The following is a 12296-nucleotide window of genomic DNA, read 5'->3' as shown; positions in this document are numbered from 1 at the left end:
GCATCGGGGGACATGAGCGGCAGCAGGCCATGCGTCGAAGCGCCGCGATGCCCCCACCCGCGCCCTTTCCCTCAGTCGGGAGAAGAACCACGAAAAAGGCGCGGCCAGGGCCGCGCCTTTCGCGTTTCCGACCCGGGACGTGGTCCCGGCCGGAGACTACTGCGCCAGCGCCGCGCGCAGGGCCTCGATCACCCGCACCGCGTCCGCGCCGGTCGCCGCCACGCCGCGCGGATCGACCGCCGAGACGTAGCTGCCCGAATCGGTCTGGCTGACACGCACCAGGAACTTGCTGTCGCCGGCGTCGACGTCGTACGTGCCCAGCAACTGCGCCTTGCTGACCACGCTCACGCCCTCGATGCCGGCCAGGACCGGCTCGATGCGGCCGAAGACCTCGTCGCGCGGCGCGGCCACGGTGAAGCCGTTCGAGGCCTGCGGCGCAGCGGCGGGCGCCGCCATCCCCGAGCGCGTCACGCTCGTGGTGCCGCTGGACGGCACCGGCATCGCCGAGCTGGTGTCGGGACGGTCGAGGTCCGGCGGCACTTCCAGCGGGCGGTCCTGCGGGGCGGCCGTGTACAGCGCGTTGTCCTTGCGGAACCAGCTGCAGCCGGCGGTGGCGACCAGGGTCGCGGCGATGGCCACGGCGAGCGCCGGACGGATCATGGAACGGGAAAGCTGCATGGCTGTCTCCTGCTGGATCGGTCAGGCCGCGACTGCGTCGCGGCAGGTCTGTTCGAGTGCCGCGATGTCGCCGGCAATGCGGTCGGCGGTGGCCGCGTGCGCCGCCGACAGCGGCAGCAGCGGCAGGCGGATGCCGTCGACGTGGCCGAAGCCGAGCCGCGCCAGCAGCGCCTTCACCGGGATGGGATTGGATTCTACGCCGCAGAACTCCACCAGCGCGGCGATCGCCGCGGCATGCGCGGTGCAGCCGGCGGCGTCACCGCCGCGGGCGAGGTCGCACAGGCGGCGGAACGCGGCCGGCGCGGCGTTCGACGCCACCGACACCAGGCCGTCGGCCCCTGCCAGCATCGCGCGCGCCGCAGTGGCATCGTCGCCGCCCAGGATCGCGAAGCCGGGGCCGGCAAGCGGCAGCAGTGCCTGCATCCGCGCCTCGTCGGCCACCGCTTCCTTGATGCCGATGATGGCTTCGTGGCCGGCCAGCGCGGCGACGGTGGCGGGCTGCATGTCGCAGCCGGTGCGCGGCGGCACGTTGTACAGCACCACCGGCAGCGCGCCGTCGTCGGCGACCGCGCGATAATGCGCCACCAGGCCGGCCTGCGTCGGGCGCACGTAGGGCGGCGTGACCACCAGCGCGGCGTCGGCGCCGCAGGCCGCGGCCACGCGCGTGCGTTCGATGGTGTGCGCGGTTCCGGACTGGCCGGTGCCCGCGACCACGGGCACGCGACCGGCGACGCGTTCGACCGCGGCGCCGAGCAGCGCCTGGTACTCGGCGGGCGCCAGCGCCGCGGCTTCGCCGGTGGATCCGGCCACCACCAGCGCCTGCGTGCCGCCCGCGAGCTGCGCGTCGACCAGGCGCAGCCAGGCGTCGATGTCGAGGTCGCCGGCGGCCGTGAACGGCGTCGCCAGCGCGGTGATGCTGCCGGAAAGATGCAAGCTGGACCTGCGGTTGGGAAGCCGTGCGGAGCGCCGCGCGGCTGCCGCGCGGCTCCGGGGATCTTACTTGCGGCCTCGAAGCACGGGCAAGTATGCTGGCCGCAGCCTCAGGGCGGCGACAGCGCCCGCGTCCAGGGCCGCACGGCAGCCGGCAACCGGCGCCCCCACCGCACTCCGTGGACTCCGCTTTGACCGACACCGATACATCCCGGCCCGCGCCGACCGAGAACCACCTCCTGATCAACGCCTACACGACGCATCCGCGCTCGCCGCTGCTGGCGGTGTCGAGGCGCATCGCCGACAGCGGCTGCAACCTGGTCGACACCCGCCTGTCGACGGTCGGGCGCGACGTCTCGGTCACCGCGCTGGCCACGGGATCCTGGGACGCGGTCGCCAAGCTCGAGGCCATGCTGACGCGCCTGGAGCGCGAGGAAGGCCTGAAGCTGGTCTGGTACCGCACCGGTCCGAAGCCGATCCAGTCCAACCTGCTGCCCTACATCGTCGAGGTGGTGGCGTCCGACAAGCCCGGCATCCTCTACCAACTGGCGGACTTCTTCGACCGCCAGGGCATCACCATCGAGAGCCTGCACTGTTCGCGCTACCGCGCCATGCAGACCGGCGCCGACATGTTCTCGGCCCAGGTCACGATCGGTGTCCCGGCGGACATGCACATCGCCGCCCTGCGCGACGATTTCCTCGAGTTCTGCGACCACCTCAACCTCGACGCGATCATGGATCCGATGAAGTTCTGAGCGCGCTGGCAGGCATACGGATGAACGAAGGCGACACGCTCGACAGCACCACCCTCAGGCTCCCGCTGCAGCTCTCCGGCGGCACGACCGCGACGCTGGCCGACCACGCAGGGCGCTGGGTGGTGCTGTACTTCTACCCGAAGGACTCCACGCCCGGCTGCACCACCGAAGGGCTGGACTTCAACGCCCTGCTGCCGGAGTTCGACGCGCTCGACGCCGGCGTCATGGGCGTGTCGCGCGATTCGGTGAAGTCGCACGACAACTTCTGCGCGAAGCAGGGTTTCCGCTTCCCGCTGGTCAGCGACGCCGACGAGGCCCTGTGCCGCGCCTTCGACGTCATCCGCGAAAAGAACATGTACGGCCGCAAGGTGATGGGCATCGAGCGCAGCACCTTCCTGATCGACCCGGAGGGCCGCGTCGCACGCGCCTGGCGCAAGGTGCGCGTCCCCGGACATGCCGATGCCGTGCTCCAGGCGCTGAAGGAAGCGCGCGCCCGGTGATCCACCGCCCTGCCCGCGCGCAGCGCCGCCCCGCCCAGCGGGCCGCGGCGGCCTTCGCGTGGGCCACACCTGCTCCAGCGCCACCCTTCACCACGCACACCCGCACGGACTGAGGCCTTGATGAACCACGGCAAGCGGATCTACGTACTCGACACCAACGTGCTGATGCACGACCCCACCGCGCTGTTCAAGTTCGAGGAGCACGACGTCTACCTGCCGATGCAGGTGATCGAGGAGCTCGACAACGGCAAGAAGGGCACCTCCGAGGCCAGCCGCAACGCGCGCCAGGTCAGCCGCTTCATCAACGAGCTGATCGAGGCCCAGGGCGCGGACCGCATCGCCTCGGGCCTGAAGCTCGAGCGCCCCGGCGGCCTGCAGCTGCGCGGCGCCGGCTCCAGCGGCGTGCTGCGCTTCCAGACCACGGTGCCGAAGGAGGACAAGACCTCGTTCGGCGCGGTGGCCCCGGACAACCGCATCCTCGGCGCGATCCTGGCGCTGCGCGCGGAGGACGGTGCCGACCTGCCGGTTGTGTTCGTGTCCAAGGACATCAACCTGCGCATCAAGGCCGCGATCGCCGGCATCGCCAGCGAGGATTACGAGAACGACCGCGCGCTCGACGACTTCAGCCTGCTCTACACCGGCGCCACCGCGCTGCCCGATGACTTCTGGCAGCGCCACGGCAAGGACCTCAAGTCCTGGACCGACAAGGGGCGCACGTACTACGAGCTGCGCCGCGGCGAGAACGACGACTGGCATCCCAACCAGTACCTGTACCTGCCCGGCGACGAGGAGTCCGAATTCCGCGTGGCCTCGGTGGACGGCGACCGCGCGGTGCTGCAGATCGTCGACGACTACCGCAGCCACCAGCATGCGGTCTGGGGCATCACCGCACGCAACCGCGAGCAGAATTTCGCGCTCAACGCGCTGATGGACCCGGAAATCGACTTCGTCACCCTGCTCGGCACCGCCGGCACCGGCAAGACCCTGCTGGCGCTGGCCGCGGGACTGGCGCAGACCATGGACGCGCAGCGCTACCGCGAGATCATCATGACCCGCGCCACCATCAGCGTGGGCGAGGACATCGGCTTCCTGCCGGGCACGGAGGAGGAAAAGATGACGCCGTGGATGGGCGCACTGACCGACAACCTCGAGGTGCTGCTGCCGAGCAGCAGCAAGGAGGGTGGCAGCTGGGGCCGCGCGGCCACCAACGACCTGCTGGCCTCGCGCATCAAGATCCGCTCGATGAACTTCATGCGCGGGCGCACCCTGCTCGACCGCTGGCTGATCCTGGACGAGGCGCAGAACCTGACGCCGAAGCAGATGAAGACGCTGATCACCCGCGCCGGGCCGGGCACGAAGATCGTGTGCCTGGGCAACGTGGAGCAGATCGATACGCCGTACCTCACCGAAACCACTTCGGGCCTGACGTATGCGGTCGACCGCTTCAAGCACTGGGCGCACAGCGCGCACATCACCCTGCGTCGCGGCGAGCGCTCGCGGCTGGCGGATTACGCGTCCGAGGTGTTGTAGGGACGGGTGTCCGGAAAGCGGAGGGTGTGCGGGCACCTGGCCGGCGTCGCGGTGGAGCCGCTCCTGATTGCCGGCCAGGTGCCCGCACACCCTCCGCCTGCCAGCCGTCCCGTGGGGTGGGAGTAAGAGCAGGAGCAGGAGCGCGCTTGAACCGGGACTGCGAAGGCGTCCCGATGGCGGGTCGATGGGGTCAGGACACCTTTGAAGCCGCAGCCTCGTCGTCGTTCGGAACCCGCTGCGCCCTGACGTAGAGAAGCGCCTCCGACAGGTCCTTGAAGTAGCTGCCGGGGAGATCCCGGCTGACGACTTCCGCGCGCACCAGCTTGCGCAGCACCGCCATGTTCGCGCCGACGGGCAGCACCTGCACGCCGCGCGCACGCAGGCTGCCGATGGTGGACTCCAGCCGCTTCAGCCCGGTCGCATCGATGAAGGGCACCCGCTCCATGCGCAGGACCACGAAGCGCGGCGGCTGCCGCGACCACGACAGGGCACGCTCCAGTGAATCGACCGAGCCGAAGAAGAACGGCCCGTCGATCGAATAGACCAGCACGTCCTTCGGCAGCGAGTCCATGCCCGCATCCGCCAGCTCGTGGCGCAGGCTCGACTGCGTGTGCTCGACCACCTCCACCGACGCGCTCATCCGGCGCATGAACTGCAGCATCGCCAGGATCACGCCGATGTTCACCGCCACCACCAGGTCGGCGAGGATGGTGAGCACGAACGTGATCAGCAGGATCACCGCGTCCGCCGTTGGCGCCTTGCGCACCATGCGGATGAAGCGCGGCGCCTCGCTCATGTTCCACGCCACCACGAACAGGATCGCCGCCAGCGACGCCAGCGGGACCTTGCCCGCCCAGGGCGACACCACCAGCAAGACCAGCACCAGCACCAGCGCGTGCACCACGCCCGCGATCGGGGCGTTGCCGCCGTTGCGGATGTTGGTGGCCGTGCGCGCGATCGCACCCGTGGCCGCGATGCCGCCGAACAGCGGCGAGACGATGTTGGCGATGCCCTGCCCGACCAGCTCCTGGTTGGCGTCGTGCTTCGTGCCGGCCATGCCGTCGGCGACCACGGCCGACAGCAGGGACTCGATCGCGCCCAGCATGGCGATGGTGAAGGCCGATGGGAGAAGCAGCATCACGTCGTCGAAGCCGATCGACGGCACCGCGAACGTGGGCAGCGAGCGCGGGATGGCGCCGAAGGTGGACTCGATCGTGGCGATGCCGGGAAGCTCGAAGGCCACCGTCACCGCGGTCGCCGCGACCATCGCCAGCAGCGGTCCCGGCACTTTCGCCAGGCCCGGTATCCGCGGCCCGTACAGCGCGAGCACGAGGCTGCCCAGCCCGAGCAGCGTGGTGGGCCAGTGCAGCTGCGCGAAGGACCCCAGCAGGCGCCAGGTCTCGAGATAGAACGGGCCGGCATCGGGCGCCGGCAGGCCGAAGAAGGATTGCCACTGCCCGACCCAGATGATGACCGCGATGCCCGCGGTGAAGCCCACGATGACCGGGTCCGGGATGTAGCGGATCACGCCGCCCAGGCGCGCGAGGCCCATCGCCACCAGGATCACGCCGGCCATCAGCGTAGCCACCAGCAGGCCCTCGATGCCGAACTGCGCGACCACGCCGGCGAGGATGACGATGAAAGCGCCCGTGGGCCCGGCGATCTGCACCCGCGAGCCGCCGAACAGCGAGACCGCGATGCCGGCGATGATCGCGGTATAAAGGCCCTGCGCCGGCGTCACGCCCGAGGCGATCGCGAACGCCATCGCCAGCGGCAGCGCGACCACGCCGACGACCACGCCGGCGGACACGTTCCGCGCCCAGTTGCCCGGCCTGAGCAGGCCGGCGCGGGCGGCCTCCACGATGGCGATCATGTGCGCGTCATCCCCTGGACATTCCTCCTGGACTCCGTGGCCCACGATTCTGACGCACCGCGCGCCGGATGCCACCCCGCTCAGCGCCGGTACTTCGCGCGCAGCGCCAGCAGCGGCCTCCAGGATCCGGGCATCCAGGCGGGCCTCTGCCATCCGGCATAATCCGCGGATGCCAAGCACAGACATCGTCTCCGCACTGACCATCGCCGGCTCCGATTCCGGCGGCGGGGCAGGCATCCAGGCCGACCTCAAGACCTTTGCCGCGCATGGCGTGCATGGGCTGTCGGCGATCACCGCGCTGACCGCCCAGCACACCCGCGGCGTCACCGCGGTGCACGTGCCACCGCCGGGCTTCCTGCGCGCCCAGATCGACGCCTGCTTCGAGGACTTCCGGATCGGCGTGGTCAAGCTCGGCATGCTGGCGTCTGCGGAGGTGATCCATGCCGTTGCCGATGCCCTCGAGGCCCATCGCCCTCCCCACCTGGTCGTCGACCCGGTGATGGTGGCGACCTCGGGTGCGCGCCTGCTCGAAGCCGATGCGCTGGACGCGATGCGGACCCGCCTTCTGCCGATGGCCAGCCTGCTGACGCCGAACATCCCCGAGGCCGAGCTGCTGCTGGGCCGGCGCATCGCGGATGCCGCGGACGCGGAGCGCGCGCTCGATGCGTTCCTGGCCGCCGGCAGCGCCGCGGTGCTGCTCAAGGGCGGCCATCTCGACGAGCGCGGGGACGTCGTCGACCGCTATGCCGACGCGGGCATCCGCAAATCCTTCCGCGGTCCGCGCCTGCGCGTGGACGGCCACGGCACCGGCTGCACCCTGGCCTCGGCGATCGCCGCCAACCTCTGCCTCGGCCAGGCCCTGCCCGAAGCCTGCGCGGGCGCGATCGACTACATCCGCGAGGCGCTGCGCCTGGGCGTCCACCCCGGCCGCAGCGAAGTGCTGGTCCTCGGCCACTTCGCGGCGCGCCCGTCGGCATGACGCCGGCCGGCGGGGCGGCGGCGCCGGCCGGCGGGGCGGCGGCGCCGGCCGCCATCGCGCTGGAGGCCGGCGACGGCCACCGTTTCGAACTCATCTCGATCGTGCCCGTAGGCGCCCGGCGCAGCCTGCTCTGGCTTCCTGCCCTGGGCGTGGCCGCGCGCCACTACCTGCCGCTGGCGCAGGCCCTCGCCCGGCGCGGCACGGCGGTGTTCCTGCACGAGTGGCGTGGCCACGGCAGCAGCAGCCTGCGCGCCGGCCGCGACTGCGACTGGGGCTATCGCGAACTGCTGCAGCTCGACCTGGCGGCCAGCGAGGCCGCGGTGGCCGCCGCGCTCCCGGCGCTGCCGCGCGTGGCCGGTGGCCACAGCCTGGGCGGGCAGCTCGCCGCCTGCCGCGCCGGCCTGGCGCCCGACGCCTGCGGCGAACTCTGGCTGGCCGGCTGCGGCGCCCCGTACTGGCGCGCGTTCCCGGCACGCGAACGGCTGTGGCTGCCGCTGGCCTACCGCGTGCTGCCCTGGCTCGCGGACCGCGCCGGAAGCCTGCCCGGACGCCGCATCGGCTTCGGCGGCAACGAGGCCCGCGGCGTGATGCGCGACTGGGCCGGCACCGCCCTCAGCGGCCGCTATGCCGCGGCCGGGCTGGGCGACCTGGAACCGGGCATGGCCGCGGCGCGCGTGCGGCTGCGCGCCGTGGTCTTCGATCGCGACTGGCTGGCGCCGGCGTCGTCGCTGCGCCACCTGCTCTCCAGGCTGCCGCAGGCGAAGGCCGAGGTCGCCACCCTGGACGCGGCGGCGCTGGGCGTGCCGGCCGACCACTTCCAGTGGATGAAGTCGCCCGGCGCGGTCGCAGACTTCTTCGACCGCTGAGCCCGGGCGCGGAACGCGGCCTGACGCGGCGAGACCTCAGTCGCCGCCGGCCCCGTCCTCGTAGCCGCGCGGGTTGCGCGACTGCCAGCGCCAGGCGTCCCGGCACATGGCGTCGATGTCGTGCCCGGCGCGCCAGCCGAGCAGCTCGTGCGCAAGCGAAGGATCGGCGTAGACCTCGGCGACATCGCCGGGCCGGCGCGCGACGACCTCGAACGGCACCTCGCGCCCCGACGCGCGCTCGAAGGCCCGCACCAGCTCCAGCACGCTGGTGCCGCGCCCGGTGCCCAGGTTGATGTTGGCGCTGCGCTTCTCGCGCACCAGGAAGTCCAGCGCGTCGGCATGCGCACGCGCCAGGTCGACGACATGGATGTAGTCGCGCACGCCGGTGCCGTCCACGGTCGGCCAGTCGCCGCCGAAGACCGACAGCCGCTCGCGCTGGCCCACGGCGACCTGGCAGACATAGGGCATCAGGTTGTTCGGCACGCCACCCGGCGCCTCGCCGATCAGGCCGGACGCATGCGCCCCGACCGGGTTGAAGTAGCGCAGGTTCACGGCGTGGAAGTCCGGGTCGCTGGCGCACAGGTCGCCGATCAGCTGCTCCATCACCAGCTTGGTCCGGCCGTACGGGTTGGTCACGCGCAGCGGCGCATCCTCGCGCACCGGGACCGAGTCCGGGTCGCCGTAGACCGTCGCCGACGAACTGAACACCAGGCGCCCGACGCCATGCGCCCGCATCGCCTGCAGCAGGTGGATGGTGCCGGCGATGTTGTTGTCGAAGTAATCCAGCGGGCGCTCGCAGGATTCGCCCACCGCCTTCAGCGCCGCGAAGTGGATGACCGCGTCGAAGCCGGCGCCGGTGAACAGCGCGTCGACCGCCGCGCGGTCGCGCAGATCCACGCGGCGCAGGTCCGGACGCCGGCCGGAGATCGCCTCCAGGCGCTCGAGCACCCGCGTCGAACTGTTGCAGAAGTTGTCGGCGATGGTGGCCTCGAAGCCACGCTCGGCCAGGACCGTCCACGTGTGGCTGCCGATGTAGCCGGCGCCGCCGGTGACCAGGATGCGCATCGGACCTCCTCGCGTCGAAGTGGCGGCAGGGTACGCGAAAGTCCGGCGCGGGTGGCGGCGGGTGCAGGCGCTGACCGCAGTCCGGCGAATTCCGCGTTCTCACAGGCAGTCCGTTGCCGTGGAAGCCACCCGATGATCGCGTTCCGCCTGTCCATCCTCCTCGCGCTCGCCGCCCTGCTGGCCGCCTGCGCGTCGTCCGGTGGCGCCACCAGCGTGCCCCCCGACCAGCCGCAGGCCGCGGTCGGCGAATACCGCATCGGCGTCGACGACATCGTCCAGGTCACCGTCTGGCGCAACCCCGAACTGGGGATCACGGTGCCCGTGCGTCCGGACGGCCGCATCTCCGTGCCCCTGGTGGGGGACGTGGTGGCCGGCGGCCTGACCCCGGCGGAGGTGGCCGCCGACATCCAGGACAAGCTGGCGGCCTATGTGCGCGAGCCCCAGGTGGCGGTGATCCTGACCGACCTGCGCAGCCACGAATACCTGTCGCGCATCCGCGTCACCGGCGCCGTCCGGCAGCCGGTCTCGATTCCCTTCCGCCAGGGCATGACCGTGCTCGACGCGGTGCTGGCCGCGGGCGGGGTGAACGAGTTCGCGGCATCCGACCGCGCCGCCCTGTACCGCCGCAGCGGCCAGGAGTCCACGACCAGCTACGCCGTGCGGCTGGACCGCATCCTGGGCCGGGGCGACCTGACCACCAACCACCTGGTGGCGCCGGGCGACGTGATCACCGTTCCCGAGCGGGCATTCTGATGGCCTCCAGCGCACTTGCCGCCCCGCGTCGGCCCGGCCTGCCGGCCCCCGGGGCGCCCGAGCTTGCACCGCTCGAACTGCTGCCGATCCTGCTGCGCGAAGCACGGTCGCGGATCGTGCCGCTGGCGGGAATCTTCACCGCCATCGCCCTGCTCACCCTGGTCGTCGGCCTGTTCGTGATCCCTCGCAACTACACCGCGTCGGTCACGATCCTGGCCCAGGACAGCGACATCATCCAGCCGCTGCTGGAGGGACGCGCCGTGCCCACCGGAGTCGCCGACCGTGCCGGCATGGCGCGCCAGATCATCTACGGCCGCAAGGTGCTGTCCGAAGCCCTGGCGGTGGGCGGATGGCTGGACGGGACCCCCAGCCCGGTCGAGCAGGACCGGCTGATGGAAGAGATCCGCAACCGCACGATGATCGACAGCCCGCGGCCGGACCTGGTCCAGATCAGCTACCGCGACCGCGACCCGGAGCGCGCGTACCGCATCACCGAGGCCTTCGGCGACATGTTCATGCGCGAGGCCGCCGCCGCCAAGGAGCGCGAGAGCCGCGAAGCCTACGAGTTCATCGACAGCCAGGTGCAGGAGTACCACGCCAAGCTGTCCAGCGCCGAGGCCAACCTGCAGGATTACCAGTCGCGCAACGTCGACGCGCAGCCCGGCAGCGCCGCCGACGCCACCACCCGCATCGGCGCGCTGCGCACCCAGGTCGAACAGACGCGCATGGCCCTGCTCGAGCAGGAATCGCGCGAGTCGTCGATTGCCGCGCAGCTTTCCGGCGAGTCGGCCGTGACCGCGGTACAGACCCGCGAGGGCCTGTACCGGACGCGCCTGATCGAACTCCAGGCCGAGCGCGACCGCCTGCTGCTGGCCTACACCGAACAGCATCCCGACGTGGTGCGCCTGCGCCACCAGATCGACGACATCAACCGGATGCTGGCCGATGAGCGCGACCGCCGCGAGGTGGCGGCTCCGGGCGCGCTGTCCGACGAGGCCCAGGCCAACCCGCTCTACCAGGAGCTGCGCAGCCAGCTCGCCCAGGCGCGGCGCGAGAGCGCGGCCACCCGCTCGCGCCTGCAGGTGGCGCAGTCGCTTCTGGACGACGAGCTCGACCGCAGCCGCCGCATCGCCGCCTCCGAAGGCGCGCTCGCCGAACTCACCCGCGACTACGAGGTCAACCGCGAGATCTACCAGGACCTGCTCCGCCGCCGCGAGAACGCCCGGGTGTCGATGGGTCTTGACCAGGAGAACCGCGGCCTGACCCTGCGCGTGCAGGACCCGGCCACGATGCCGCTGCGTCCGTCCGGACTGCGCTTCATGCACATCGCGGCCGCGGGCCTGCTGGTGGCGGTCGCGATCCCGCTGGCGCTGGTGTTCGCGGTGGCGCGCTTCGATCCGCGCATCCGTTCGCCGCACCTGCTGGTCAAGCATTCCGGCCTGCCGCTGCTGACCACGGTGCCGGCCTACCCGACGCCGCGCGAACGTCGGCGCGAATACGCATCCATGGCGCTTGCCGTCGCCATGGTCGCGTCGGTGGTGCTGGTCTACGGCCTGACATATGCCTACAGGATCGTGGCCGCATGAACACCGTTCCGCTGACGCCGCCCCGCTCCGCGGCCACCGCCCACGGACCTGCCCGGCACGCGCCCGTGCGGCGCGACGGCGCGCGCGACCTCGCGCGCATGGACGACGCTCCGCTGTCGCCGCGCACGCTCGAGGAGCGCCGGCTGATCCACCGCCAGGACTCGGTTCGCGTGCAGGCCGACGCCTTTCGCGACCTGCGCACGCGCCTGCTCGGGCTGCGCGGCAACCAGAACTTCGTGACCCTCGTGGCCCCGGTGGGCCATGGCTGCGGCGGCAGCTTCGTCGCCCGCAACCTGGCGCTGGCCTTCGCCTTCGACGAGGCCAAGACCGCGATGCTGATCGACTGCGACGCGCTGCATCCCAGCCAGCACGCGGCCCTGGCCGCGGGCAGCGACCACTGTGGGCTGATGGACTACCTCGGCGGCGATGTCGACGAGCTCGAGGCGATCCAGTACCCGACCGGCATCCCGCGCCTGCAGCTGATCCCCAATGGCAGCGTGCGCGAGATCGCGGGCGAGTACTTCACCTCGGCGCGGGCGCGCACCATGATCGATTCGCTGCGCTCGGCCGATCCGAACCGCTACATCATCCTCGACGCGCCTTCGGCGCTGAACTCGCCCGACGCGCGCATCCTGTCCGACCTCGCCGACATCGTCGTGCTGGTGGCCGGCTACGGCAAGGTCACCCTGGACGCCATCGACAAGGCCGCGGCCAACTTCGACCCGGCCAAGCTCGCCGGCGTCGTCTTCAACGACAACCACTGACACGGCAGGGAGACGCG

Annotated in this window: 11 protein-coding genes and 1 pseudogene; 8 read left to right on the top strand and 4 right to left on the bottom strand. The window is 71.6% G+C overall.

The features are described 5' to 3' along the window. Positions 1–156: 156 nt before the first annotated feature. Positions 157–678 (bottom strand): hypothetical protein, encoded by a 522-nt coding sequence (locus IE168_RS01430; protein WP_189494369.1) that lies wholly within the window; start codon positions 676–678, stop codon positions 157–159. A gap of 21 nt (positions 679–699) precedes the next feature. Beyond that, positions 700–1611 carry a 4-hydroxy-tetrahydrodipicolinate synthase gene (dapA, locus tag IE168_RS01425; RefSeq protein ID WP_189494367.1) on the bottom strand — a complete coding sequence of 304 codons (912 nt, stop codon included), beginning with the start codon at positions 1609–1611 and terminating at the stop codon, positions 700–702. A gap of 188 nt (positions 1612–1799) precedes the next feature. Between dapA and IE168_RS01420 the strand changes: the two genes are divergently transcribed. From IE168_RS01420 to IE168_RS01410, 3 genes are all read left to right on the top strand, one after another. Beyond that, positions 1800–2363: a glycine cleavage system transcriptional repressor gene (locus tag IE168_RS01420; RefSeq protein ID WP_229822980.1), complete on the top strand. Its 564-nt coding sequence runs from the start codon at positions 1800–1802 to the stop codon at positions 2361–2363. Between the two features lie 20 nt (positions 2364–2383). Further along, entirely contained in the window at positions 2384–2863 is a 480-nt protein-coding gene (locus IE168_RS01415) for a peroxiredoxin (protein WP_189494363.1), read from the top strand. A gap of 120 nt (positions 2864–2983) precedes the next feature. After that, on the top strand, positions 2984–4393 hold the full coding sequence (locus tag IE168_RS01410; RefSeq protein WP_189494361.1) for a PhoH family protein: 1410 nt from the start codon (positions 2984–2986) through the stop codon (positions 4391–4393). Between the two features lie 190 nt (positions 4394–4583). Here IE168_RS01410 and IE168_RS01405 read toward each other — a convergent pair whose 3' ends face one another. Further along, positions 4584–6266, bottom strand: a complete 1683-nt coding sequence (locus IE168_RS01405) for a SulP family inorganic anion transporter (RefSeq protein WP_189494359.1) — start codon at positions 6264–6266, stop codon at positions 4584–4586. Between the two features lie 169 nt (positions 6267–6435). On the opposite strand from IE168_RS01405, the gene thiD reads away from it, so the two are divergent. Continuing rightward, the gene (gene thiD / locus IE168_RS01400; RefSeq protein WP_189494356.1) at positions 6436–7245 is read left to right on the top strand and encodes a bifunctional hydroxymethylpyrimidine kinase/phosphomethylpyrimidine kinase; all 810 of its coding nucleotides are present in this window, start codon (positions 6436–6438) and stop codon (positions 7243–7245) included. Beyond that, positions 7242–8111: an alpha/beta hydrolase family protein gene (locus tag IE168_RS01395; RefSeq protein ID WP_189494354.1), complete on the top strand. Its 870-nt coding sequence runs from the start codon at positions 7242–7244 to the stop codon at positions 8109–8111. Before thiD ends, IE168_RS01395 begins: the two co-directional genes overlap by 4 nt. Here the strand turns inward: IE168_RS01395 and galE are convergent. Further along, positions 8002–9176 (bottom strand): annotated as a pseudogene (galE, locus tag IE168_RS01390) (UDP-glucose 4-epimerase GalE); the annotation flags it as partial. The gene IE168_RS01395 and the pseudogene galE overlap by 110 nt on opposite strands. A gap of 132 nt (positions 9177–9308) precedes the next feature. Here galE and IE168_RS01385 point away from each other — a divergent pair. Genes IE168_RS01385 through IE168_RS01375 form a run of 3 tightly spaced genes read left to right on the top strand, consistent with a single transcriptional unit; the run spans position 9309 to position 12279 of the window. Next, complete coding sequence (locus IE168_RS01385; RefSeq protein WP_189494351.1) at positions 9309–9929, top strand: XrtA/PEP-CTERM system exopolysaccharide export protein; 621 nt, start codon at positions 9309–9311, stop codon at positions 9927–9929. Continuing rightward, entirely contained in the window at positions 9929–11515 is a 1587-nt protein-coding gene (locus IE168_RS01380) for an XrtA system polysaccharide chain length determinant (protein ID WP_189494349.1), read from the top strand. The genes IE168_RS01385 and IE168_RS01380 overlap by 1 nt, the downstream gene beginning before the upstream one ends. Then, on the top strand, positions 11512–12279 hold the full coding sequence (locus IE168_RS01375; protein WP_189494347.1) for a P-loop NTPase family protein: 768 nt from the start codon (positions 11512–11514) through the stop codon (positions 12277–12279). The genes IE168_RS01380 and IE168_RS01375 overlap by 4 nt, the downstream gene beginning before the upstream one ends. Positions 12280–12296: the final 17 nt, after the last annotated feature.

The sequence above is a fragment of the Luteimonas padinae genome (assembly GCF_014652935.1).
Lineage (GTDB): Bacteria > Pseudomonadota > Gammaproteobacteria > Xanthomonadales > Xanthomonadaceae > Luteimonas > Luteimonas padinae.
Note: the sequence above shows the minus strand (reverse complement) of the source record. Positions and strands in the feature narration are given on the sequence as shown.

Excerpts from the sequence above, each read along its gene's own strand:
- IE168_RS01430 (WP_189494369.1), bottom strand. The coding sequence starts at position 678 with ATGCAGCTTTCCCGTTCCATGATCCGTCCGGCGCTCGCCGTGGCCATC.
- IE168_RS01415 (WP_189494363.1), top strand. The coding sequence starts at position 2,384 with ATGAACGAAGGCGACACGCTCGACAGCACCACCCTCAGGCTCCCGCTG.
- IE168_RS01410 (WP_189494361.1), top strand. The coding sequence starts at position 2,984 with ATGAACCACGGCAAGCGGATCTACGTACTCGACACCAACGTGCTGATG.
- IE168_RS01405 (WP_189494359.1), bottom strand. The coding sequence starts at position 6,266 with ATGATCGCCATCGTGGAGGCCGCCCGCGCCGGCCTGCTCAGGCCGGGC.
- thiD (WP_189494356.1), top strand. The coding sequence starts at position 6,436 with ATGCCAAGCACAGACATCGTCTCCGCACTGACCATCGCCGGCTCCGAT.
- IE168_RS01395 (WP_189494354.1), top strand. The coding sequence starts at position 7,242 with ATGACGCCGGCCGGCGGGGCGGCGGCGCCGGCCGGCGGGGCGGCGGCG.
- IE168_RS01385 (WP_189494351.1), top strand. The coding sequence starts at position 9,309 with ATGATCGCGTTCCGCCTGTCCATCCTCCTCGCGCTCGCCGCCCTGCTG.
- IE168_RS01380 (WP_189494349.1), top strand. The coding sequence starts at position 9,929 with ATGGCCTCCAGCGCACTTGCCGCCCCGCGTCGGCCCGGCCTGCCGGCC.
- IE168_RS01375 (WP_189494347.1), top strand. The coding sequence starts at position 11,512 with ATGAACACCGTTCCGCTGACGCCGCCCCGCTCCGCGGCCACCGCCCAC.